Annotated in this window: 21 protein-coding genes and 1 tRNA gene; 10 read left to right on the top strand and 12 right to left on the bottom strand. The window is 65.4% G+C overall.

The window, feature by feature from the left end; translation table 11 throughout:
* Positions 1-102: 102 nt before the first annotated feature.
* A complete protein-coding gene (locus tag ACOGJC_RS12305; RefSeq protein WP_419845289.1) occupies positions 103-1,419 on the bottom strand; it encodes an MFS transporter in 1,317 nt (438 codons plus the stop codon).
* Positions 1,420-1,482: 63 nt separating this feature from the next.
* A complete protein-coding gene (locus tag ACOGJC_RS12300; protein ID WP_419845288.1) occupies positions 1,483-2,418 on the bottom strand; it encodes an alpha/beta hydrolase in 936 nt (311 codons plus the stop codon).
* Between the two features lie 93 nt (positions 2,419-2,511).
* Between ACOGJC_RS12300 and ACOGJC_RS12295 the strand changes: the two genes are divergently transcribed.
* Both ACOGJC_RS12295 and ACOGJC_RS12290 read left to right on the top strand, forming a co-directional pair.
* On the top strand, positions 2,512-3,621 hold the full coding sequence (locus tag ACOGJC_RS12295) for an LLM class flavin-dependent oxidoreductase (RefSeq protein ID WP_419845287.1): 1,110 nt from the start codon (positions 2,512-2,514) through the stop codon (positions 3,619-3,621).
* Positions 3,622-3,686: 65 nt separating this feature from the next.
* Positions 3,687-4,661, top strand: a complete 975-nt coding sequence (locus ACOGJC_RS12290; RefSeq protein WP_419845286.1) for an LLM class flavin-dependent oxidoreductase — start codon at positions 3,687-3,689, stop codon at positions 4,659-4,661.
* Here ACOGJC_RS12290 and pip read toward each other — a convergent pair.
* From pip to ACOGJC_RS12270, 4 genes are all read right to left on the bottom strand, one after another.
* The gene (gene pip, locus ACOGJC_RS12285; protein ID WP_419845285.1) at positions 4,658-5,602 is read right to left on the bottom strand and encodes a prolyl aminopeptidase; all 945 of its coding nucleotides are present in this window, start codon (positions 5,600-5,602) and stop codon (positions 4,658-4,660) included. The two genes, ACOGJC_RS12290 and pip, sit on opposite strands and share 4 nt — an antisense overlap.
* 3 nt (positions 5,603-5,605) lie before the next feature.
* Positions 5,606-6,871, bottom strand: a complete 1,266-nt coding sequence (locus tag ACOGJC_RS12280; RefSeq protein WP_419845284.1) for a sulfotransferase family protein — start codon at positions 6,869-6,871, stop codon at positions 5,606-5,608.
* A gap of 79 nt (positions 6,872-6,950) precedes the next feature.
* Positions 6,951-8,423 carry an AAA family ATPase gene (locus ACOGJC_RS12275; protein ID WP_419845283.1) on the bottom strand — a complete coding sequence of 491 codons (1,473 nt, stop codon included), beginning with the start codon at positions 8,421-8,423 and terminating at the stop codon, positions 6,951-6,953.
* A 109-nt stretch (positions 8,424-8,532) separates the two neighbouring features.
* Positions 8,533-9,615, bottom strand: coding sequence for an acyl-CoA dehydrogenase family protein (locus ACOGJC_RS12270; RefSeq protein ID WP_419845282.1), 1,083 nt, complete (start codon positions 9,613-9,615; stop codon positions 8,533-8,535).
* A gap of 494 nt (positions 9,616-10,109) precedes the next feature.
* Between ACOGJC_RS12270 and ACOGJC_RS12265 the strand changes: the two genes are divergently transcribed.
* Positions 10,110-10,841, top strand: a complete 732-nt coding sequence (locus tag ACOGJC_RS12265) for a glutaminyl-peptide cyclotransferase (RefSeq protein WP_419845281.1) — start codon at positions 10,110-10,112, stop codon at positions 10,839-10,841.
* Positions 10,834-11,547, top strand: a complete 714-nt coding sequence (locus ACOGJC_RS12260; RefSeq protein ID WP_419845280.1) for a DUF429 domain-containing protein — start codon at positions 10,834-10,836, stop codon at positions 11,545-11,547. Before ACOGJC_RS12265 ends, ACOGJC_RS12260 begins: the two co-directional genes overlap by 8 nt.
* A 7-nt stretch (positions 11,548-11,554) precedes the next feature.
* On the opposite strand, the gene ACOGJC_RS12255 is transcribed toward ACOGJC_RS12260, so the two are convergent.
* Positions 11,555-12,559, bottom strand: a complete 1,005-nt coding sequence (locus ACOGJC_RS12255; protein WP_419845279.1) for a hypothetical protein — start codon at positions 12,557-12,559, stop codon at positions 11,555-11,557.
* Between the two features lie 145 nt (positions 12,560-12,704).
* Between ACOGJC_RS12255 and ACOGJC_RS12250 the strand changes: the two genes are divergently transcribed.
* From ACOGJC_RS12250 to ACOGJC_RS12230, 5 genes are all read left to right on the top strand, one after another.
* Positions 12,705-13,184 carry a CarD family transcriptional regulator gene (locus tag ACOGJC_RS12250; protein ID WP_419845278.1) on the top strand — a complete coding sequence of 160 codons (480 nt, stop codon included), beginning with the start codon at positions 12,705-12,707 and terminating at the stop codon, positions 13,182-13,184.
* A 64-nt stretch (positions 13,185-13,248) separates the two neighbouring features.
* A tRNA-Pro gene (locus ACOGJC_RS12245) sits at positions 13,249-13,323 on the top strand.
* Between the two features lie 48 nt (positions 13,324-13,371).
* Positions 13,372-14,829, top strand: coding sequence for a circularly permuted type 2 ATP-grasp protein (locus tag ACOGJC_RS12240; RefSeq protein ID WP_419845277.1), 1,458 nt, complete (start codon positions 13,372-13,374; stop codon positions 14,827-14,829).
* Entirely contained in the window at positions 14,829-15,848 is a 1,020-nt protein-coding gene (locus tag ACOGJC_RS12235; protein ID WP_419845276.1) for an alpha-E domain-containing protein, read from the top strand. The genes ACOGJC_RS12240 and ACOGJC_RS12235 overlap by 1 nt, the downstream gene beginning before the upstream one ends.
* On the top strand, positions 15,845-16,795 hold the full coding sequence (locus ACOGJC_RS12230; RefSeq protein ID WP_419845275.1) for a transglutaminase family protein: 951 nt from the start codon (positions 15,845-15,847) through the stop codon (positions 16,793-16,795). The genes ACOGJC_RS12235 and ACOGJC_RS12230 overlap by 4 nt, the downstream gene beginning before the upstream one ends.
* 15 nt (positions 16,796-16,810) lie before the next feature.
* Here ACOGJC_RS12230 and ACOGJC_RS12225 read toward each other — a convergent pair whose 3' ends face one another.
* The 5 genes from ACOGJC_RS12225 to ACOGJC_RS12205 all read right to left on the bottom strand — a co-directional run bounded on the left by ACOGJC_RS12225 (position 16,811) and on the right by ACOGJC_RS12205 (position 23,390).
* Positions 16,811-17,686, bottom strand: coding sequence for an ABC transporter permease (locus ACOGJC_RS12225; RefSeq protein WP_419845274.1), 876 nt, complete (start codon positions 17,684-17,686; stop codon positions 16,811-16,813).
* On the bottom strand, positions 17,683-18,627 hold the full coding sequence (locus ACOGJC_RS12220; RefSeq protein WP_419845273.1) for an ABC transporter permease: 945 nt from the start codon (positions 18,625-18,627) through the stop codon (positions 17,683-17,685). The genes ACOGJC_RS12225 and ACOGJC_RS12220 overlap by 4 nt, the downstream gene beginning before the upstream one ends.
* Before the next feature lie 53 nt (positions 18,628-18,680).
* Positions 18,681-20,363, bottom strand: a complete 1,683-nt coding sequence (locus ACOGJC_RS12215; protein ID WP_419845272.1) for an ABC transporter substrate-binding protein — start codon at positions 20,361-20,363, stop codon at positions 18,681-18,683.
* Positions 20,364-20,569: 206 nt separating this feature from the next.
* Positions 20,570-22,309, bottom strand: a complete 1,740-nt coding sequence (locus tag ACOGJC_RS12210) for an ABC transporter substrate-binding protein (protein WP_419845271.1) — start codon at positions 22,307-22,309, stop codon at positions 20,570-20,572.
* Between the two features lie 88 nt (positions 22,310-22,397).
* Positions 22,398-23,390, bottom strand: coding sequence for a hypothetical protein (locus ACOGJC_RS12205; protein WP_419845270.1), 993 nt, complete (start codon positions 23,388-23,390; stop codon positions 22,398-22,400).
* A gap of 91 nt (positions 23,391-23,481) precedes the next feature.
* Between ACOGJC_RS12205 and ACOGJC_RS12200 the strand changes: the two genes are divergently transcribed.
* Positions 23,482-24,021 (top strand): UGSC family (seleno)protein, encoded by a 540-nt coding sequence (locus tag ACOGJC_RS12200; protein WP_419845269.1) that lies wholly within the window; start codon positions 23,482-23,484, stop codon positions 24,019-24,021.
* The last annotated feature ends 23 nt before the right edge of the window (positions 24,022-24,044 follow it).

The following is a 24,044-nucleotide window of genomic DNA, read 5'->3' as shown; positions in this document are numbered from 1 at the left end:
GCAGGGGTGCAGTTCGGCCTATGGATGCCCAGGTTGGACTAGTGCCCTGCCAGAACTGAAGTTACAGGCTTTTTACGTCTATTCCAATATGTTCTATTAAATTTAGACAGAGCGGGGGGAGATGGCTAGGGAGAGGGCTACGGCTAGTACTGCGGCTCCGGCGCCTAGGAGGTAGGAGTTGGCTAGGGAGGTGCCGGTGATGTCGGTGCCGATCACGATGACCATGGTCTGCATGCCGGTGGTCACGCCCACTTGGGTGAGTGTGCCCCGCATGCCGGAGGCCACGCCGTAGTCCTCGGGCTCCACGGCGTCGGAGGCGGTGGTGGTGAGCGACGGGAGCTGGATGCCGTGGCCGATGGCCACCACGAACAGCCCCGCCACCGTCCAGCCGAGCGAGGCCTGCCAGGCCGACAGGGCGAAGAACACCATGCCCACCGCCAGAAGCGACGATCCCACCACCGGGGTCATCCGGGCCCCCAGGCGGGGGTGGATGTAGCCGCCGGCGAAGGCGCACGAGCTGAAGGTGATCGGCCGCACAGCCAACAGCAACGTGGCCGCCCCGAGGCCCCAGCCCAGCCGCTCGGTGAACAGGAACGGGGTGATCACCAGTCCGCCCATGAACGAGAAGTTGGCCAGGGTCACCACCCAGATGGGGATGCTGAAGTTGCGCTTTCGCAGGTAGTCCATGCTGATGATGGGCTCGGGCACCCGCTGTTCGATGCGGGCGAACGCGGCCAAAAGCACCACTCCGCCGGCCATCAGCACGATGCTCACCGAGGCGCCCACCCCGTCGTTGCCCAAGAGGGTGAGCCCCACCAGCACCAGAGCCACCCCGGCCGAGAGCGTGAGGCCGCCCCAGTAGTCGATTGACACCTCCAGGCCGCCGCCCATGGGCCGCACCACCGTGGCGCTGGTTACCAGGCCGACCACGGCGATCACCCCGAAGAAGGCGAACACCCACCGCCAGCCGAACTGCTCCACGATCTGCCCGCCCACGATCAGTCCGATGGCCGGCGCCCCCGACAGCGCCGACTGGTACCAGCCGATGGCCCTCGAGCGGGTGGAGATGGGGAACGCCAACAGCACCATGGCGGTGCCCGCGGCGGTGGCCACCCCGTTGGCCACCCCGGCCGCCACCCGGAACCCGATGAGGCTCTCGATGCTCCACGCCAGCCCGCTGAGCGGCGTCACCACCACCAGCATCACCGCCGCGGCGAGGAAGGCCCGGCGGTGGCCGTAGATGTCGCCAAACTTGCCGCCCAAAGACGTGGACACCGCCGAGGCCAAGATGGCGCCGGTCACCGTCCAGCTGGCGGCGCCGGTTCCGGTGTTCAGGTCTCGGGCGATGTCGCCCACGGCCACCGCGATCACCGTCAGGCTCATGCTCACCCCGAACTGCACGGGGACGATGGCCGCCATCAGGCGGAACCGGTAGCGGTCGTCGTAGCCGACCGCGGCGGTGCTCAGGGCGTCACGCCGAGCTCAAGCCGACAGCGCGGCGGTCACCGCGGCGGCCGCGGCCTCCTGGGCGGCCACTGCGCCGGGGATGGCCAGGGTCATGCCGAAAAAGCCGTGGAACATGCCGTCGTAGCGGTGGACCTCACACGCCACCCCGGCCTCCTGAAGCGCGGCCCCGTAGGCCTCGCCCTCGTCGCGCAGCGGGTCGTACTCGGCGGTGATCACACACGCCGGGGGCAGCCCGCTGAGGCTGTCGGCCTTGATGGGCGAGGCATAGGGGTTGTCGCGGTCGGCCACATCGGCGTACTGGTCGTAGAACCAGTCCATCGACTCCTTGGTGAGGAAATAGTCGAAGCCGTTCTCGGTCTGCGACGGCCAGGCGTTGGAGTCCATGTCGCAGCACGGATACACGAGCAACTGATGGGCGACGGCCGGGCCGCCCCGGTCGCGGGCCATCTGGGCCACCACCGCGGCCAGGTTGCCCCCGGCGCTGTCGCCGGCCACCCCCAGCCGGGCGGCATCCGCGCCGATGTCGGCCGCATTCTCGGCCACCCACTGGGTGGCGGCGTAGCAGTCCTCGGCGGCGGCCGGGAACTTGGCCTCGGGCGCCAGCCGGTAGTCCACCGACACGAACACCATGCCGGTGCGGTTCACCATCTCGCGCACCTGGCCGTCGTGGCTGTCGATGCCGCCGATCACCCAGCCCCCGCCGTGGAAGAACACCACCACCGGGCGGGCCTCATCGGTCACCTCGGCCCAGTAGATGCGGATGGGCAGGTCGGTGCCGTCGGGGCCGGCGATCACCCGGTCTTCGGTGCGGGCCACATCCTCCACCGGCATGTCGCCGAGCTGCATGCGGTTGCGCAGCTCCACCGCGGTCATCGAGGCGATGCCCGCAAAGCTCACGCCGTTTTCTTCCATCATGTCCATGACGGCCTTGGCGGCCGGATCTAGTGCCATGGCCCGCACACTAACCGAGCCCAATGCGCCTGCTCGGGGTCGCGCCGTTTACCATCGGCCCCGGAACTGCGCCGCACACACAAGGGGATTGGCATGGAGTTTGCGATGTTCTACGAGATTCCGGTGGCTCGGCCCTGGACTCGTGAGAGTGAGTACAACGCCTACCAGAACACCATCGAACAAGCCGTTCTGGGCGACAAGATGGGCTTCCACTCGTTCTGGACGGTGGAACACCACTTCTTGGAGGAGTACTCCCACTGCTCCAACCCCGAGGTGCTGTATGGCCACATCGCGGCCCTCACCGAGAACCTGCGGATCGGCTACGGCGTGCGGCTTCTGCCCAAGCCCTACAACCACCCGGTGCGCACGGCGGAGTCGGTGGCGGTGCTGGATCTCATCAGCAACGGGAGGGTGGAGTTCGGCACCGGCCGCTCGTCCACCCGGGCCGAGCTGGAGGGCTTCAACATCCACCCCAACGAGACCCGGGCCCAGTGGGACGAGGCGCTGCGCCACATCGTGGGCTGCTGGACCAACGACGAGTACGAGTTCGAGGGCGACTACTGGTCGATGCCCAAGCGCCGGGTGCTGCCCAAGCCCCGCCAGGATCCCCACCCGCCCATCTGGGGGGCCACCAGCTCGGTGCCCGGCCACTACGAGATCGGCAAGCGGGGCATCGGGCTGTGCTCGTTCACCGTGGGCCAGCCGCCCGAGGATTTGGCCGAGCGGCTCGAGGCGTTCCGCAAGGGCCACGCCGACTGCGACCAGCCGGTGGGGGCGTTCCGCAACGAGCGGGCCGCCACCTTCACCATGGTGCACTGCAACGAGACCAACGAGAAGGCCCGGGCCGCCGCCGAGGAGTCGTTTGTGTGGTATCCGGGCTACGGGGGCGGGCTCATCGCCTCGGTGGCCGACTACCTGGCCGACCTGGAGGTGGCCGAGCTGGGCACCTACGAGTACACCGGCGATGCGGCCAAGAGCCGCGACGAGGGCCTTTTGGGCCAGATCACCATGGACTACATCTGGGAGTCGGGCGCCGCGGTGATTGGCGACCCCGACCGGTGCGTGGAGATCGCCAAGCGCTACGAGGCGGTGGGCTGCGACCTGTTGTTCTGCCTGTTCAACCCGTACAAGATGGCCCACGAGGATGTGATGACCTCCATCGAGCTCATGGGCAAGTACGTGATCCCGGAGTTCAAGAACTGACGCTGGCTGGTGAAACTGCCAACCGAGTTCAAGAAGAGCTAGCGCACCACAGACAGGAGGCGGCCATGGCCCTGCTCAACATCCGCTACGACTTCCGCTGCCCGGACATCTGCCCGGTGCCGGTGGAGGAGCTGTACCACGCCGCCATCGAGCAGGCGGTGTGGGCCGAAGACTTGGGTTTCGTGTCGGTCACGCTGTCGGAGCACCACGGCTCCGACGACGGCTACCTGCCCTCGCTGGTGGCGCTGGCCTCGGCCATCGCCGCTCGCACCGAGAACATCCACATCATGCTGGCCGCGCTCATCGCCCCCATGCACGACCCGCTGCGGATCGCCGAAGACCTGGCGGTGCTGGACCGGATCAGCAAGGGGCGCATCAGCGTGACGGTGGCCGGGGGGTATGTGCCCTCGGAGTTCGAGATGTTCGGGTATACCACCGGCGACCGGGTGCGGCTCACCGTGGAGATGGTGGAGACCCTCAAGGCGGCGTGGACCGGCGAGCCGTTCGAGTTCCGGGGCCGCACCGTGCGGGTGACCCCCACCCCGTATCAGAATCCCCGGCCGGCCATCTGGCTGGGCGGCAGCGGCGAACCGGCGGCCCGGCGGGCGGCCCGCATCGCGGATGGGTTCCTGCCCACCATGCCCGAGTTCTGGGACTTCTACCGCGACGAGGTGATCAAGCTCGGCCGTGACGACCCCGGCCCGGCCACCTCCGGCGGCGTCGGCTACCTGCACATCACCCACGACCCCGACGCCACCTGGGCCCAAGTCGCCCCCCACGCCCTCCACGAGATGAACGCCTACGGCCAATGGGCCGCCGAGTCCGGCGCCGCCACCGGCTACGAGCCCGTGAACGACGCCGATGCCCTCCGGGCCATGGGCATGCACCACCTCATCTCCCCAGCCGAAGCCATCGACATGATCAAGGCCATGGGCGACTTCGACGCCCTAATGTTCCACCCCCTAATGGGCGGCCTAGACCCCGCCCTATCCTGGGAAAACCTCCGCCTCTTCGAAACCGAAGTACTGCCGCACCTCTAGCCGCCGAAGCGGTTGGTAGCGTCGACTGCCGCCTCGACCATTGCCGGCTCGTTGGCGAGATGCCCGGCGTCGACGACGATGAGTTCGCTGTCGGGCCAAGCGTGGGCAAGCTCTTGGGCGGTGGCGATCGGGGTGCTGTGGTCGAGCTGGCCGTGGATCAGTACCGCCGGAATGCCGTGCAGGCGGTGGACGTTGCGGATGATCTGGCGGGGTTCGAGCCAGGCCCCGTGATGGAAGTAGTGGGTGACGATGCGGGCGAAGGCCATTCGGAAGCGTGGATCGTCGTATCGGGGATTCGGCTCGGTACCTGAGACCACTGCGTCCTCCCACCGACACCACTCCGCGGCAGCCTGTTCGCGAACACTGGGATCTGGACTGTTGAGCAAGCGGTAGTAGGCGCCAACGAGGTCGTCATCTCGGCCGCTGCCCCCTGCACCGGCGCGAAACCGCTCCCAGTCGTCCGGAAATAAGCGGCCGGCACCGTGGTACAGCCAGTGGATCTCGTCCCGATCTGAAGTCGTCACTGCCAGCAACACAATCTCTGACACCCGTTCGGGGTGCCGCTGGCCATAGACCAGCGCGAGCGTCGACCCCCAGCTGTTGCCGAAGATAAGCCACCGGTGGATGCTCAGATGGGACCGGAGCGCCTCCATGTCTCTCACAAGGTGGTCAGTCGTATTTTGCTCAAGGCTCGTGCCTTCGTCGCCAGCATGCGGAGTGCTCCGGCCCGCCCCTCGCTGATCGACCAGCACGATCCTGTAGACGGAAGGGTCGAAGAACCGCCGATGCGTCGGAGTGCAGCCGCTCCCCGGCCCGCCATGCACTACCAGGGCAGGCTTGCCCTCCGGGTTGCCGCAAGCTTCCCAATAGACGCTGTTGCCATCGCCGACGTCCAAATGGCCAGCCTCGAATGGCTCAATCTCTGGGAAGAGCCCCGTCATCATCTAGCCCTCAGAGGGGACTTCGTAGCGCTCGGTGTAGGGGGCGAACTGCTGGCGGACTTCTTCGGCTGAGAGGCCGAACTGGTCGAGGGTGTAGCGGTGGCGGCCGAAGCGGTCTTGGGGGTTTTCCTCCATCCAGGCGGCCATCTTGCGTCGGCCTAGATCGTCTAGCTCCATGTTGAAGTGGCGGTAGATGCGCTCAACTGAGCCCACAGGGTCGTCCATCAGCTCGGCGTACTGGAGATCGAACACGGTGTCGTCTGAGCCGCGCCGGTCCCGGAATTCGGTGCCGGCCTTGATGCCGTGTAGGCACTTGTCTCGCCAGATGCGGCCCACGGCGTCGAAGTCCACCTTGTCGGTGTTGGTGGCGTGGAGGGTGCAGTTGAGGCTGGCCACTGAGCCGACCACCTTCAGCGGATCGCGATGGGTCCACACCACTCGGGCGTCGGGGTATACGGCATACAACGCGTCCAGGTGCCACATGTGGCCGGGTGTCTTCAACGACCACCGGTGGGTCGGGATGCCCGATTGCAGCACCTGCAAGCACAGTCGGTGGAACTCATAGGCCGGCACCATGTCGCAGGTCTCGAACCAGGCCCCGTAGGTGTTGAACGTGCCTTGGGTCTCGAAGTGGATCGACTTGAACTCGCCTCCCAACAGCGTCACGCACTCGGTGGGAAGAGTGGCAGCCATAGGGTGCATGGCCTGCACTTTGGGGGCCAGCTTGGCCAACTGGCCCGAGCCCTTCGCCGCCTCGGCGATGCGGGGGTCCTCCCGGTGTCCCGAGAGCGTGGGCGGCGGGGCCACCGTGCCACCTTCCCACGCCAGCAGCGATCGATTCATCGGGTCGAGGTCCAGCAGGTTGCTGAGCAGGGTGGTGCCGGTACGGGGCAGGCCGGTGACCACAATCGGGGCGGACACCTGCTCTTTAGCCACTTCTGGGTGCTGGTTGGACCAATCGACAACCCGCAGTCGCATCTGAAGCGTGGAGTCAATAAGACCTCCCAGGATCATCCGCCCCAACTGGCTCAGGTTCCCCTCACTATTGATGGAATCGACCAGAATCTCGAGTCCCTCTTGCCAGCCGTCGGGGCCGAAGTCGTCGAGCTTGGCCGACTCCTGGGCCTTCTCCACCAGAGCATCGGCGTTGAACCGACCGTGCCCAGGTCGGATGCGGCGAACGGTGCGGCCATAGCTGTTCATCGCCCTCACCACCATGGGAAGGGACGACTTGTCGGAGGCCCTGACGTCTCGCTTGGCATCGCTCATGGTGGCGTAGGTTAACGCCCCAATGCCAGGGAGCAACCCTCCTTTGGCTCTGAGGAGGTCAGCGGAAGCGACCGTGCCGTCAACTGTCGAGCAGCCAGGCAAGCAACGCTGTCGGAACCGCCATGAGCCGGGGATCTTCAAGATTGATCTCCGTGCGGGTAGCGACGATGCCTCTCCACGGGGAGGCTTTGATGGTGCGGCCGGCGGTGCCGCGCCAACCACCGTCGACATACTTCGACTCGATCGCCAAATCCCCGAGGTCACCACCCACAAAATCGATTTCGCGACTTGTCTGGTTGCGGTGGTAGAGAAGCCTCCCGAAATCGACATAGCTGCTGGGATGCCGCCGCTCGATGCTTCGCAGAAGAGCCATGCCCAGCTGCTGCTCGGAAAGACGGGTGAAGTCTTGGGCACCGTCACCGACGAGCCGAGTGTAAGCGGGATCACAAAAATACGTCTTGGCCTGAGCCCTGAGCTTTGGCATCAGCCGAGTACCGTCAGTTTGGTAGGCAGGCCAAATGACTAGCGCCTCTCGAAGATCACTGATGCGCTCTGAGGCAGTGCGCGGCGCGGTGTCGATTTCACGGGCAAGGCGAGTGTGATTCGTTGGCGAGCACAGACCGTCAACCAGTAAACGCAGAAGTTCACCGGACTGGATGCTGGAGAGACGGGCTCTCCTGAAGGCGTCTGCATTGATGGCCTCCTGCAAGCTGGCGAGCAGGCCGGGATCGATGGCGTGGGCCAGCGCCCATTCAACGCCGGGCAGCACTGACTGCTGCCACGGCTGTGAAGCGTCTTTGGCGCGGGCATAGCCAGCTACTGCTTGCGGGAAGCCGCCAATCTGAAGGTATGCCTCCCACGCGGCGACCAACGTGTGCAGATCGGGCATCAGTGCATAGGCAGCCTCTGCCAAGAGGTCATAGTCGAGGTCGCCTGGTTGGACGGGCCCCAAGTCTGCCACCAGGGGTGCTTGGTGGGCGGCAAGCTCGACGAACGACCGGAAGCCCATCGGCAAGATCACCCTGTCGGGGTTAACCACCCCGCCTCTTCGCCCAGCCAACGCCCCCAACGATTCCTTCAAATTCGACGAAGAAGAGCCAGTGAGAACAACGGTGTCAGAGCGGAACTGCTTATCGTTGTCTCTCAGCCACTTCACCCTGTCGGGCCAGCGGCCCGACACACCGCTGATCTCGTCGAGAAACCAGTACCGGGGCGCACCGACCGGCATGATCTGAGATGCAGCGCTCACCAGTCTCTCCAGGTCAGCCTCGCTCCATCCTTCAACCGACATATGGACGATCAGCCGCGGATCGACCCCGCTGTCGATCCGCTCTTTGACGGCCCGCTTCATGGTCACCGACTTGCCAACCCGCCTCGGTCCTCTCACGACATAGAGGCCCCCGGCAACAAGATCGTCGAGCACTCCGGTGGTGTAGCTGAAAGGAGCGCGAGCGGCCTCACGCAAGTCGGGATCATTGTCCGGCCACCCTTTCGGATCGACCCACCAGCGGTTGGTTGACGCTAGCCTGTGCTGGATCTCCCCTGCCTTCATTCCTCGCCTTTCTGCCTGAGAACATCCTCACACGACTATAGTTTATATGAATCTAATCGTATAAAAATATATAGTTATTCCCCTAAGGGCCGCAAGAGAGCTGCCGATATCAGGCGCTGCCGGCGGCGAGGGCGTTGCCGATTTGCAGGAGTTGGGCGGTGGACCCGCCTAGCGAGAGCTCTAGGTGCTTGGCCCATACGTAGTAGCGCCACAGGGGGTAGTCGCGGTCTACGCCCATGCCGCCGTGGAGGTGCTGGGCGGCGTTGGCTACCCGCTGGCCGCCGTCGGCGGCCCAGTACTTGGCTATCGCCACCTCGGTTGATGCCTCCAGCCCTTGGTCCAAACGCCAGCAGGCTTGCAGGGCGGTGAGGCGGATGGCCTCAGTGTCGATGTAGGCGTCGCCCACCCGCTGGCCGACGGCCTGGAAGGTGGCGATGGGCCGGCCGAACTGCTCTCGCTCGCTGGTGTAGGCCGCGGTCAGCCGCAGAGCCTCGCTCACCACCCCCACGGCCACCGCGCTCAGCGCCGCCGTACACCGCTGCACCAGCCATTCCACCGCCTCGGCGCCGGTACCCAGCCGGTCGGCAGGGGCATCGACCATCACCACCTTCCCCTCAACCAGGCCAGAGGTGGCCTCCTGGGGAACGACCTCGACCGATGCGGAGTCGTGTACCAAAAGCAACCCGACTCCGTGGCTCGTGGTTGCGGGAACCAGGAAGCAGTCGGCCTGATCGGCGAACGGGACCATCTCCTTGGTGCCGTTGACAGTCCAACTGTCACCAGCTTCCACCGCCGTCGCGGAGGGATCACCGGGGTCGCGGCCCGGCTCCACCAGCGCCGGCGACACCAGCGCCGATCCGGTGGCCATCTCCGCCAGCAGATCCTCGTCGGGGTCGAACTCGGCCACCGCCATCGCCGCCACCGGCGCCAGAAACGGCACTCGGGCCGTGGTGCGTCCGATCTCCTCCAACATCAGGCAGGTGGCCAGAAAGCCCAAGCCGCCCCCGCCGCACTCCTCGGGCAGCGACACGCCCACCAGCCCGGCATCGCACAACTCCCCCCACACGTAGTCGTCGTGGGTCAAGCCATCGGCCTCCAAGTGCTTGTGCCGCTCCGGGGTCGACAGGTCGCCCAAGATCTGGCGGCTCAGATCGGCAACCGCCTGCTCCTGCTCGGATAAGGAGAAATCCACCAGTGCAGTGTGACACCCCTCTGACTTGAGGGCGTATTTGGGCAAAAATGGCGGCTCTGTCTCGTACCCAAACGTTCTGGGCGGCAATCTGGCTGCTGACCGTGGTCGCTCTTCTGGCGGCTTGCGATGCCGACGCGCCCTCTCCATCAGCTCTACCTGAGGCGGCGGCTCCTGAGGAAGCAGCCGCATCGCCGGAGCCGTTTGCATCTCCTGACCCCACCGTCTCGGCAACCGCTGGTACTACTTCCCAGCCAACAACAGCACCTGATCCCACCGCCCCGGCAACCGCGGCGCCGACCGGCTCGGCCCCCCAACCGACCGCCGTCCAGCCAACGGCGCAGCCCACTCTCCCGCCAACCGCGCAGCCCACCTCTCAGCCAACGACTGGGCCAACCCCCCAGCCAACGACCGTCCAACCCACCACGCAACCCACCACCCGGCCAACCGTCCGACCTCCAGACTCGACCCCTGAGCCCACTGTCCCAGCAACCGCGGTGCCCACCGCCACGGCGACACCGACCCCTTCTTGGTCGGGAACGCTCACCTACCAGGTGCTGGCCACTCATCCCCACGACACCTCGGCATTTACCCAAGGGCTGCTGTGGTTCGACGGGCTGGTGTATGAGAGCACCGGGCTGCGAGGGCAGTCGGTCCTGCGAATCGTGGACTTGCCCACTGGGCGGGTGCTCCAAGAGACCGCCGCCGACCCCCAGCACTTCGGTGAGGGGCTTGCCCTCGTCGACGACCAGCTCATCTGGCTCACCTGGCGGGCGGGCACCGCCGGGGTCTACCACCAGAACACCCTTGAGCAAACCGGCAGCTTCACCTACTCCGGCGAGGGCTGGGGACTGTGCCACGACGGCACCCGCCTTGTGATGAGCGACGGGTCGAACACGCTCACCTTCCGCCACCCGGAGACGTTCGAAACGCTGGGATCAGTGGCGGTTGTCGACACCGACGGCAGCCCGGTCAACCGGCTCAACGAACTGGAGTGCATAGGCGACGACGTGTGGGCCAACGTCTGGCTCACCGACCGCATCGTGATTATCGACCCGGACACCGGCGCAGTCATCGCCGAGGCCGACATGGCCGGCATCATCAGCCCCCACCCGGCTGACGCCGACAGCAACAACGTTCTCAACGGCATCGCCTATCGGCCCGACACCGGCACATTCCTCATCACCGGCAAGCGCTGGCCCAACATCTTCGAGGTCCGCTTTGAGTGACGCCGCGCTGGTCGCCGGGGTGGATGCGGCCAAGGGCGGATGGGTCATGGCTGTCACCGCCACCACTCCCGGCTCCCCGGTGGCGTTCTCGGTGTGGCCATCGTTCGCCGACGTATGGGGCCAAGCCCGGTCCCAAAGGCTGCTGGCCGTCGGCGTTGACATGCCCATCGGACTCCCAGGCAAAGACCTCCGCCGCTCCGATGTCGAGGCCCGGGAGTTGCTCGGTCCCCGCCGTTCCTCGCTGTTCTGGACTCCGCCCCTGTGCGTGCTCAACGCCGCCGACCACGCCGAGGCCAACCACCAGGCGCGAGCCCACACCGGCCGGGGACTGTCAATCCAAGCGTTCCACCTGCTGCCCAAAGTACGGGAAGTGCGAGCCGTGCTGACCCCAGAAGACCTCTCTCCCCAGGCCCGGCCCCAGGCCGCCGAGGTCCACCCCGAGACCAGCTTCGCCGTGCTGGCCGGTGGGCCGATGTCGGTTTCCAAACGCCAACCGGCAGGACAAGCCGAGCGCATGGCTGCGCTGTCACCAGAATTCGACAACCTGAGCCCATCTCCCCCATCCATTTCGGGCGCAAACCTCGACGACCTGCTCGACGCCGCAGCCGCCGGCTGGACCGCCCGGCGCATGGCCGCTGGCACGGCAATGATCTTGGGGCAAGGCGAACTCGACGAAACCGGCTACCCGATGGCCATCTGGGCCTGATCGAGAACTACGACAGCTCGGTATAGCCCGGCGTCTCCAAGTGGGGGGTGTCCAAATAGACCTTCGCCTCTGGTGATCCCTTAAACCGACCATGGCTCCATCGCACCTCAACATGACCGTCGACATGAACGGGAGCACCAGTGGAAATCTCCACCAGATCGGCCCTCCAGCAAACCACTGGCTGACCTCGAGCTTCAGGCCAAGCGTCCAGGGACTTGAACCGGTATCGCACGCGAAAGTCCCAAGGCGTGTCCACCCGATAGCGCAGGGGCTCCCAGCTGGTATCGGTTCCCAACACGAAGTAAGGCGCGGGCTGAAGCCGCAGCAAGCGCCATAGAGTTTGCTCCCGAAGAGCCCGGTCTTCTAGCGCCTGAAGCCACCGCTCCGCAGAGGCCCTCGACACCGCGATTGCAAACCAGCGATATGGTTCGGCCAGAGGCTCGGGCCATGCACCCTGGAATGCTTCCTTCAGTCGGCCCCGTCCATGCCGATCCAGTTCGCCGATTGTTGCTGGCAACTCCGAATCACCCATGTAGCCCCGACATGCCCGGTAGAGATGCTGATATTCATCCGGTGCTACATCGGCATACCAATCCACCCTCTGCCCATGCCGCTGAACAAGCAGCCGATCGAACAAGTGGGACGGCGACACGTTATGCAGAAGTTTTGATCCGTACTTGCAACTCACCAGATAGACATAGTCCACTCGAAGATCGGCTGGAACCTGGTCATATCCCGGAAGTTTGTGCGGTCCTTTCCACTCCACACGCTTGGGCTGCCGATCCCGCAGACCGTCTTCCGCCGCGGCAAAGGCCACGCCGTTGGCCCAGGCCTCCTCGAACTGCAACCCGTACTTGCCGTCGGCCCGAGCGGCAACCAGCTTGTCGTAGTGATGGCCCTCCACCCCCACCATCTCGCTGGGCCGGGCCGCCAACGCCTCGTCCACCGACGCCAAACCGAGCATCCCCAGCCCGGTGACGATCTCGGTTATCTCAGTGCGAAGCGCAGCCATCTCCGCCCATCTTGGTCGCTGGACCGCATCGCTGCATGCAGTCCGACGGAAAAACCCCCCAAGCACCGAGTTCCCAGTCAAGATGCGAAACCGCATCCGATGATGGCATCCTTATGGGGTTCCCCTGAGCCCCCCACGGAGCACGATGACGTTCAAAAAAGGCGACAAGGTTGTCTACCCCCACCACGGAGCAGCGACCGTGGTCAAAAAGGAGATGAAAGAGGCCTTCGGGGAGAAGACCGAATACCTGGTGCTGCGCATGGCCCACGGCGAGATGGTGCTCTCAGTGCCCGTCGCCAAGGCCGAAGAGGTGGGGATGCGCTGGCCCATCTCCACCGAGGACGTGGAAGACCTGTTCGAGGTGCTCCGCAAGCGGGATGTGCGCGAGCCGGCCAACTGGAGCCGCCGGTTCAAGAACCACCAGGAGAAGCTCAAGTCGGGCGACGTCTACCAGGTGGCCGAGGTGGTGCGGAATCTGGCCCTGCGGGACCAGAACAAGGGCCTGTCCGCCGGCGAGAAGAGCCTGTTCACCAAGGCCCGCAACGTGCTGGTGTCCGAGCTGAGCTTCTCGCTGAACGTGTCTGAAGAAGAAGCCCTCGACCAAGTGGAGCAGGCCCTGTCCTAGGCCTGCTCAACCGAAAACAAGCTTCTCTCCGCCACCCTGCCTCCGAGTACGCTGGACGCCAGTACGGGCTGTGGCGCAGTTTGGTCAGCGCACCTGCTTTGGGAGCAGGGGGTCGCCGGTTCAAATCCGGCCAGCCCGACCCCACGACCGCCAAGCGGGAGAAACCCGACCACTTAGAATGGCGGCCATGTCCGACGCCCCCGGCTTCTTTGATGAGGCTGTTGATGAGCAGGGGCGCACTCGGGATCACTATCGGCCGGTGCAGGAGTGGTTCGACCGGCTGACGCTGGAGCAGGTTCGGGACCTCGAAGAACAGCGCAATGAGTCGTTCCGCCGCCAGGGGATCACGTTCACGGTGTATGGCGGCGACGAGGGCACCGAGCGCACTTGGCCCATGGACCTGTTCCCCCGGGTCATCGACGCCGATGAATGGGCCATGCTGGAGCGGGGGCTGATCCAGCGGGTCACCGCGCTCAACCGGTTCCTCGACGACATCTACATCGGCGAGCAGGCCATTATCAACGACGGCGTCGTGCCCCGGCGGCTGATCACCTCCTGCACCGGCTTTGAGCGGGAGGCCATGAACGTGGCGGTCCCGTTGGGGGCCCGCTGTTTGGTGGCCGGCATCGACTTGGTGCGCGACGCCGACGGCGCCTATCGGGTACTGGAAGACAACCTGCGCAGCCCCAGCGGCATCTCCTATGTGATCGAGAACCGGGCGGCCATGACCAAGCTGCTCCCCGCCGCCTTCTCCGACCTGGCGGTCCGCTCGGTAGACCACTACGGGCGCTCGCTCTTGCGGGCCCTGCGCTCCATCGCCCCGCCAGCCTGCGGCGACGACCCCACCGTGGTGGTGCTCACCCCCGGCATCTTCAACTCGGCCTACTTCGAGCACGCCTTTTTGGCCCGGAGCATGGGCGTGGAGCTGGTGGAGGGGCGCGACCTGGTGGTGGACGACCACATCGTGGCCATGCGCACCACCCGAGGCCTCGAGCGGGTGGACGTGATCTACCGCCGCATCGACGACCACTTCCTGGACCCGGTGGTGTTCAACCCCCAGTCCACCCTAGGAGTGCCCGGGCTGATGGCCGCGGCCCGGGCCGGCACGGTGTCGCTGGCCAACTCGGTGGGCAACGGGGTGGGCGACGACAAGGCGGTGTACGCCTATGTGCCCGACATGATCCGCTATTACCTGGGCGAGGCACCGATCATCCCCAACGCCGACACGTACCTGCTGTGGGAGGAAGACCAGCGGGCTGAGGTGCTGGAGCGGATGGACCAGCTTGTGGTCAAGCCGGTGGCCGAATCGGGCGGCTACGGCATCGTGATCGGCCCCAAGGCCACCGATGCCGAGCTGGCTGAGGCCCGCGACAAGATCCTGGCCGATCCCCGCAACTGGATCGCCCAGGAGGTGGTGAACCTGTCCCGCCTGCCCGCTTGGGCCGGCGACCATTTCGCCCCCCGCCACATCGACCTGCGCCCCTTCGTGCTGAGTGGCGAGCAGGTGGAGGTGATTCCCGGCGGGCTAACCCGAGTGGCCCTGCGAGAGGGATCTCTCATCGTCAACAGCTCACAGGGCGGCGGCTCCAAAGACACCTGGGTACTGGGCGATTCCGGCCAACGCGATCAGGCCGCGGCAAGCTGATGTTGGCCCGCCACGCGGAGGACATGTTCTGGGCCGGGCGCTACCTGGAGCGGGCCGAGGACACTGCCCGCATGGTGCGGGCCACGCTGCTCAGCACCGTGGCCGAGCCTCCGGCTCAGGCCATCGACCACATGCAGAACCTGATCCGCACCCTACGCCTCGAAGTGCCGACACCGGATGAGGATGTGCAGACCATGGCCGAGAACCTGATCCCGTCGCCGCCGATGTTGCGAAGTGAGGCCGGGCTGGGCATCGACGTGCAAGCGGCCGCTACCCGTTTGGTGGCCTCGCCCTCTTTGGCCGGATCAGTGGTGTTCTGCATCGGCCGCACCCGGGAGAACTTTCGATCCTTGCGCGACCAGATCCCCTCAGAACTGTGGGAGCAGATCAACCAGTTCTACTTGCGGCTCCGTCGGGAAGACTTCGCCACAGCCATGGAACAAGATCCGTTCCAAACCCTCGACTTCATCCGAGTGAGCTGCCAGACGCTCAACGGGGTGTTCGAGACATCGATGGCCCGAGGAGAGGCCTACCGATTTCTGGTGTTGGGCCAGAACCTGGAGCGGGCGCTGATGACCTGCCGTCTGATCCAAACCCGCTACCCCGCCATGGACGGTTCGTCGTACGACGAGATGGCGCTCACCCTGCGCTCGGTATCGGCCCTCGAGGCCTACCAGCGGGCCCACCAGTCCTCCCCCCTGGCTACCGATGTGGCCCGATTCCTGCTGGTCAACGATTCATTCCCCCGGTCGGTGCTCTACTGCTTTCGAATGAGCGAGACCCAGGTTGAAGCCCTCGCCCAAAACGGCAGACCCCCGTCCCTGCGCCGCCTGAGCCAGTTGCGGTCGGGGCTGGAGTACGCCGATTTCGACGCCATGGCGGCCAACCTGCCCGAACATCTGAGCGGGCTGGAAACCGGGGTCCGGGAGGTGGCCGACCTGGTGAGCGGGCACTTCTTCCGCAACGCCGAAGCCTTCGACCTGCACAGCCAGGCCATCAGCCCCGGAGCATCGTCGTGAGGCTGGACATCTGCTACCGCACCAGGTTCACCTTCGACTCGTCGGTGCGCGAATCCCAGAACGAGCTGCGGGCCTGCCCGGTTTCCGATGAGCGCCAGCAGCTCTTGGACTACCGGGTGTCGGTGGAGCCGTCGGCCAGGATGCTGTCGTTCACCGACTACTGGGGCACCCGGGTAGACCATTTCGGCGTCACCGAATCGCACACCAACCTGGAGGTCGTCGCCGAAGCCGCAGTGGAAACCCAAGACCCGCCAGCCCTCTCCGCCGCTTCTGCGATGGAGTCGCTGGGCGAACCCGGTTTTCTCAATGAGCACGACGAGTTCCTGAAGCCCACCCGTCACACCGACTGGGACGAGGCCATGGCCCAACAGGCCCGAGGACTGGCCACCGCCGACGGGTCCGATGTGGCGAGCGCGGTGTCGAGGCTCAACGAGTTCGTCGGAGACCGGCTGGCCTATGAGCCCGGTGCCACCGAGATCGGCCAGCCCATCGCCGATGTTCTGGCCGCAGGCGTCGGCGTCTGCCAGGACTACGCCCACCTGGCCGTGGCCCTGTGCCGCAGTATCGGCATCCCAGCCCGCTATGTGTCGGGCTACCTGTTCTCCAGCAACGACCGCACCGGCAGCATCGAGGGCGACTTCGTCCGAGTGCAGACCCACGCGTGGTTCGAGGCAGCTGTGCCCGGTCAAGGCTGGCTGCCGCTCGATCCCACCAACCGGTTGGCGGTGGGCCGCCAGCACGTCAAGATCGGCCACGGCCGGGACTACGACGACGTCCCCCCGCTGCGGGGCGTCTACTCCGGTCCCGGCGCTCCGGAAGTCGACGCCTCTGTGGAGATCCGCCGCATGGACCCGGCCCGCCAGCCCTCCACGATGATGCGGCCTTCGCTGTTGGCCGCCGTCAAGACCCCCCGCACCCGAGAACAGCAACAACAACAGCAGCAGTAGGCCGACGGGGCGAGCTCAGATACGGGCCTCGCGCACGTCGAGGCGTCGGAGCAGCTCGTCGCCCACGAAGTTCAACGCCATGAGGGTGACGAACATCACTCCGCCGGTGATCAGGGCGATGTGGGGGGCATCCTCCAGCCTTCCCTTTCCGGCCGACAAGATGTTGCCCCAGGTGATACTGGGCGAGCCCACGCTCACCCCGATGAACGACAGGCTCCCCTCGGCGATGATCACGATCCCCATGGCCAGAAAGGCGATCGAGGCCAAGGCGGGCACCACGTTGGGCAGCACTTCCCGGAAAAGCAAACGGGGCCATTTAGCCCCCATCATGTCGGCCACGGTCACGAACTCCCGAGCGGCGAACCGCAGCGCCTGGGCCCGGGCAATGCGGGCGATGGCCGGGATCGTCAGGATGGTCACGGCGATGGTGACGTTCCAGTAGCTCTGGCCCAGCACGGTCACGATGAACAGGGCAAATACAAGTGCGGGCAGGGCCAGCGCCACGTTGACCACGCTGCTGATTCCCAGGTCGATCCACTTGCCGAAGTAGCCGGCCATCACTCCCAGCACACCGCCCACCACAATCCCGATGCCCACCGCCGGACCGGCGATGGACAGCGACAGCCGACCGCCCCACACCGAGCGGGCGAACATGTCCCGACCGAGCTGATCGGTACCGAACCAGTTCGACCACCCCGGCCCCTCTTCAGGCTGCCCGGACAGCGGCTTGTGAGGGTCGTCGATGAATCCCAGCCACGGGGCCAGCACGGCGCTGGCGATCACCAGGATCAACCACCCCACCGACAGCCAGAGGGCGACATTGTGACGGCGCTGCCGAGGGGCGACTTCGGGTTGGGAACCCGTCACGACGGTGGTGGCAACGTCGGTCATTTTCGCCGTATCCGGGGGTCGAGTACCGAGTAGAGAAGGTCGACCATCGTGGTCACGGTCACAAACACCGCCGCAATCAGCGCCACCAGCGTCTGGACCAGCAAGAACTCCCGGGCGGCTACCCAGCTCACCAGCAGCGAACCGACCCCGTCGAGATCGAACAAAAACTCCACCACGATGGCGCCGTTCACCGCCTGGGCCGCCTGGATGCCGAAAATGGTCAGCAGCGTGAAGCTCGACGGGCGCAGCACATGGCGGATGAGCACGTGGCGGACCGGAAGGCCCTTGGCCCGGGCGGTCCCCACGAAGTCCTCTTGCAGGGTGCCGATGACGTCAGTGCGCAGCAGTCTCAGATAGATGGGCAACAGCCCGGCGGCCAGCGTGATCGAGGGAAGGAACATCACCTTGAAATGGGCGACCAGCCCCTCCGAAATCGGCTGGTAGCCGCTTAGGTCGAACCAGTCCAGCCTCACGGCGAACACCAAGATCAGCACCAGTCCGAGTACGAACACCGGGGTGGACAAGAGCGCGAACGCCCCTCCGCTGGCGATCTTGTCGCCCACGCTGTTCTGCTTGTACCCCGACCACAGGCCGAGGGGAATGGCCGCGCCCAGCGCCAGGATCTGCGAGTAGGCCAAAAGGAGCAGGGTTCGAGGCAGCGCGGTGTTGAGGGCCTCCCCGAATGACCGCCCGGTGAGGTACGACTTGCCGAAGTCGCCGGTGAGCACGTCGCCGCCCCACTTGGCCCACTGCACGATCACCGGGTCGTCCAGGTTGCGATCCCGCTCGCATTCGTCGATCTGCTCTTGGGTAGCCGCCCCGCCGAACGCGGCCACACACGGGTTGCCAGGCAACAGGTTCAGCATCCAGTAGAACAGCAGCGTTACTGCCAATACGACCAGAGCAAGCTGGGCCAAGCGCGTTCCGAAGAACCGAAGCACCGGCCTCTCCCGCCCCTTGGCCTGCTAGCGCCCTTCTTGGCCGGAACCTGCCGCTACTGCTCGATCCAAGCCTCAGTCAAGAACACTCTCCCGCTGAACACCTTCTCGTGCTCTACACCGCCGGGAAGTGTGAGGTTGTCGACGCCGTGTACATGGTCTTGGGTCGCGAACAGCCAGTTCGAGTGGTAGAACCAGATGTAGTGGACCTGTTCGGCAAACGCTCGGTTGATCTCCTCGGCGAGTTCTCTGCGACGGTCGAGGTCTTTGGTGATCAGGGTCTCGTCCAGCGCCGCGTCAATCGTCGGGTTGTTGATGCGGCCAAAGTTCAACGCGATCCCTTGGCTGAACTTGTTGTGCCACCAGACCCGCTCTATAGCCAAGTCGTAGCTTTCGTGTTGACGCCATAAGAAGGCGGTGAACAGCCCGAAGACCGCGTTGGTGATCAACTCGGCCTGATCGACCTGGGTGATGGTCACATCCAATCCGCAGTCGCCCCACATGGCGGCGATCAGCTCGGTGTTGAGGAGGTTGGCCGGATCGTTGGTAGTGCCGATCTCGACATCGTTTATTCCGAGGCTGGCAATGGTGGCGCTGCCCGCGCCGGGGTCAAAGGTCGGGAATCCAGTGTCCTCCAAGTAGCCGGGGGTTCCCGGCGAGAAGGGGCCGGAGGACGGTGCCTGCCCGTCCCAGCGGATGGTGTTGAAGGTCTGGCGGTCGGTGCACTGGGCCAGAGCCCGGCGGAAGTCCGCGTTGTCAAACGGGGGCCGGGAGTTGTTAAGCAGGAGGTAGGTGGTCTCGTTGTATCGTTCCGACTGCCAGAACGTCTTGAACTCCTCGTTGTACTCGTCGATTCTGAGACCGGTGTTCACGCTGGTGGCATCGAGGTCGCCGGACCGAAGGGCCGCGAACCGGCCATCGGTATCGGGGATAGGCCGGAACTCCAAAGCATCGAGATAGGGAAGCTGACGGCCCTCGGCGTCGGTTCGCCAGTAGTTCGGGTTGCGCACCATCCGGGTGACCTCGTTGGGAATCCACTCCTCCAGCATGAACGGGCCGGCACCGATGGGGTTGCGGGCCGCACCCTCCGCACCCAAGTCGTGCATCGACGGCGCCCCGAAATAGCCGAGATGGCTGGTCAGATAATTGGGCAAGGGGGCGAACGGCTTCCCCAAGTTCATCTTGATGGTCAGATCGTCGACGATGTCAATGGATTGGACTTCCCAATCGCTCACCACGATGCCAGTCAGCGTGCCGTTGGCCTGCTCTTCGAAATGGCGCTTCAGCGCAGCCGAGTCCGCCGGTGTCCCATCGTGGAATGTGATCCCCGGACGCAGGGTCATGGTCCACTCGGTGAACTCGTCGTTGGAGGTCATGCTCTCCAGCAAGTTGGGCACGGCCTCGCCGTCGGGGCCCTCGACGGTAAGTGTGTCGTACAGGGCGCGGAACAGGATGTGCCCGGACACTGCGGCCTGGGCGTTGACCGGGTTCAACCCATTGGTGGTCTCCGCCTCCAGCCCAACCACCAGCGTGCCGCCGTACTGGGGCTCTAGCGCAGCCTCGGGTGCTTCAGTGGCCTCCGGCTCTGGGGCGGCGGTGTCCTCTGAGGTATCTGCGTCTTGCTCACCGTCATCGTCCGCGCCGGGCTCGGGGGCGTCGCCGCCGTCGCCGCTGGGGGCTGGGGCGTCATCGCCGTCATCCGAGGGCGCAGCGGGGGCGGCGGTAGCTTCCGCGGCCACGCCGCCGCCAGGGTCATCATCATCGTTCCCGCCTCCGCAAGCCGAGGCCACCAGCGCCAATGCGCAAAGCAAAGCCAGCCATCGCCACCGAGCTAGCTTCGAAACTCGCCAAATATCTGCCATCACACGGTAAACATCTGCCATCACACGGTCCCCCCATGTCACTTGCTGTTAAGACGTTAGTCCAGCGGGCGAAGATGCGCTTTCTACCTGTCGTCCAGCCAGGTCTCGGCCAAGAAAACCCGGCCCAGGAAGATCTTGGGGTGTTCTCCCCCGCCGGGGATCGTCAGGTTGTCGATGCCGTTCACGTAGTCTTGGGCGGCGATCAGCCACCGCGAGTGGTAGAGCCAGATGTTGTAGACGCCCTCGGCAAACGCCTGGTTGACCTCCTCGGCGAGCTCCCGCTGCCGCCCCTCGTCGGCGGTGGTGATGACTTCGTCGAGCGCGGCGTCGATCCGGGGGTCGACGATGCGCCCGAAGTTGATGGCCGGAACCGGGGGTGGCGGGCTGTAGCCGCTGTGCCACCAGAACCGCTCCATGGCCAGGCTGTACCCGCTGTGGTTGACCGCCACGAACACCGAGAAGTTCCCGAACACAGCCGTGGTCACCGCCTCGGTCTGGAGCATTTGGTTGATGCTCACATCCAGCCCGCACTCGCCCCACATCTGGACCAGCAGTTCGGCTTGGAGAAGGTCCAGCGTGGTGATCGTGGTGGTGATGTCAAAGCTGGGCGCGCCCAACCGCTCGAACACCGCCCGGCCGTCATCGGGGTCGTAGTCGGGAAACCCGGAGTCCTCCAGATAGCCGGGGGTACCGGGAGAGAACGGGCCGGTGGCGGGAGGCTGCCCGTCCCACAGAACGGTGTTGAGGGTCTGCCGGTCGGTGCACTGGGCCAGCGCCCGGCGCATCTCCAGATTGTCGAACGGCGGTCTCGAGGTGTTCATCAACACCGAAGTGGTGGCCGAGTACCGCTCGTCCTGCCAGAAGGTCTTGAACCCCTCGTTGTATTCCTCGACCCTTCTTCCGCCGTTGTCGACGCTGGCATCCACATCGCCGGCCCGAAGGGTGTTGTACCGGGCCTCGTCGTCTTCGAAGGGGCGGAACTCGATGGCGTCAAGGTAGGGGAGCTGTTGTCCCTCGGCATCGGTGCGCCAGTAGTTGGGATTGCGCACCAGGCGGGTCACTTCATGCTCGACCCACTCATCCAGCATGAACGGGCCGGTGCCGATCGGGTTGCGGGCGCTATCGGTACCAAGGTCGTACATGGCCGGCGACCCCAGAAAGCCCCCCGCGCTGGTGAACCCCAGGGGGAAATCAACGAACGTCTTTCCCAGGGTGACCTTCACGGTCAAGTCGTCGATGGCCTCGAAGCTCTGTATCTCGGCTTCTTCGATAGCCAGTCGTGACAACGTGGCATTCCCCAATTCCTCCAAATGGCGGACCAGGGCAGCCGAGTTCACCGGCAGGCCATCATGGAACGCGATCCCCGGGCGCAACGTGAACGTCCACTCGGTGTAGTCCTCATTGGGCGAGAAGCTCTCCAGCAGGAACGGAATCGGCTCGCCGTCGACCCCCTCAATGACCAGCGGGTCGTAGAGTTGCCGCAGCACGATGTGGCCCGATGTCGCGGCGGAGGTGGTGATCGGATTCCACCCCGCAGTGGTTTCCGACTCCAAAGCAAACACCAGCGTGCCGCCATAGACCGAGTCGTCTACAGAAAGGGGTATCTCTTCGTCCGGCGTCGACGGCGCGGCGGTGGGAGCAACAGAGCCCTCGTCGGCACCGACGGGCTCCCCATCACCGGCGGGGTCGTCCTCGACCGTGCCATCCTCGCCGTCGGCAGTGCCCTCTGTCGGAGCTGAGGTTGCCCCGGCCACCACACCGTCACCACCATCGCCGCGGTCGCTGTCTCCTCCCCCGCCGCAAGCAGAAGCCGCCAGCGCCATCGCGCCGACGATTGCCAACCGACGCCAGCGCAGACCCTTGAAACCCGGTGAGGAACCAGCCACGAAACAAACCTCCCGCAAGAAGCGGTCAGAATCGTAGTTCAGGCGACAAATAAGTGTCTCTGACCCGCTCGCCGAACTCGGGGCGAGCGAGCGCGTCGGGCCCGTCAGGCACGGCAATGCCCCGGCGACCGCAGTCCTCGGCCATTGTGGCGATCAACGTGGGTTCGTCCAGGTCGTCCAAGTGCCGGTCGTACACCTCGGCATCGGCGGCATCGGCGAACACGAAGGCCTTCCACGAAAGCGACACCCGCACCTCGTTGAAGGCATAGCGAACCGGCTCATGGCCGGGCTCTTCGATCACCCACCGCCGATCAGGCGTCAGCGTGATGGTGGCATCAAAGCCGTACTTGGCATAGTCGGCCTCGGCGCCGATGGGCTCCACCCGATGGGGCATGTAGTCGTTGTCGCCCATCACGCCGTAGTTCCAGGGCGGATCAACCGTCACCATGTCGCCGTCCCAGCCCTCGGGCCAGTAGGTGAACTCCCCTCCGGAGCCTTCGTAGTACCAGCACACCGCGGTGGCTATCTGCACCCGCCAGCGGTCGAAGCATCCCGAGTGCATCATGCAGTTGAGCAGCCAGGTTGGATACTGGTCGCGGCCAATCCCCCGAAAGGCGGGAATGTCGGTGTGGCGGGCGTACTGACCGCTGGGAGCGTTGATGTTGACGTAGGTGAAATAGGGCCGCACCACCTCGGCGCTATAGAGCTGTTGGGCGGCTTCGATGAACCGGGGGTTGTTGACGATGGTGTCCGCCCCCTCCACCGCCTCGTGTTCGGCTCCCCAAGTGGTGCGGAACACCGGTGGGATCCGGGGCTCGCCGTCGACCACATCGACAAACGGGGGGACATCGCCGGTGCGGGCTCCGGCTCGCAGCGCAGCCCGGCTCTCGACGAATTCCGCCCCGGCCAAGGTCAGCGGATGGGGAGACTGTCGCTGCAATATGCCCAACAGCACATCGGGATCCTCCAGTGACTGTTCCATGATGACCGGCGGCCGGGGCAGCGTCGTTGTGCGCATCGCGACACAATACGGCACGGGGTAGGGTGGACCGGAAGGTCTCGCTCGGGTTGCCTGGCGAGTCGACCGGTGAATCACCGGGAGGAATTCAATGGAAACCACCACCATCTTGTTGCCCACCGGCGAGGTGAACGAGCCCGCCCAGCCGCTGGCCATCCGCAAGGACTCGCTGGCCGGCGCGGTGGTGGGCATCATCGACAACGACATGTGGCGGTCCATGGCCATCATGGCCGACGAGCTGTCCCGCCGGCTGGTGGATAGGGCCGGGGCGGCCGGAGTGGTGGTTCGGGCCAGCGGCCCCATGCACGGCGCCGACCCCAAGCAGTACCAGCAGGAGATGGAGGCTTTTCACCGAGAAGTCGACGCGGTGATCAGCGGCTTGGGCAATTGAGGCTCGTGTACGGCGTGGTGTATCCACGCCAGCAGCACGCTGGAAGCCATGGGAACTCCGGCGGTTGGCTTGGTGACCGAGCAGTTCCGGGGCCTGGCCGAGGCCACCGCCCGGGGTCTGCGGGTGGACAACCAGCCATTGATCGTGTTGCCGTCGGGCTACGACGAGTGGTCGGAGGAAAACATCAGAGCCGACATCGCCTCTCGCCTCGACGAGATCGTGGACGCTTTGGTTTCGTGACGCACGGCGTCGCCACCACGGGT

This window comes from Candidatus Poriferisocius sp. (assembly GCF_965204015.1).
GTDB lineage: Bacteria > Actinomycetota > Acidimicrobiia > Acidimicrobiales > Bin134 > Poriferisocius.
This window is presented reverse-complemented; position numbering and strand designations above follow the sequence as displayed.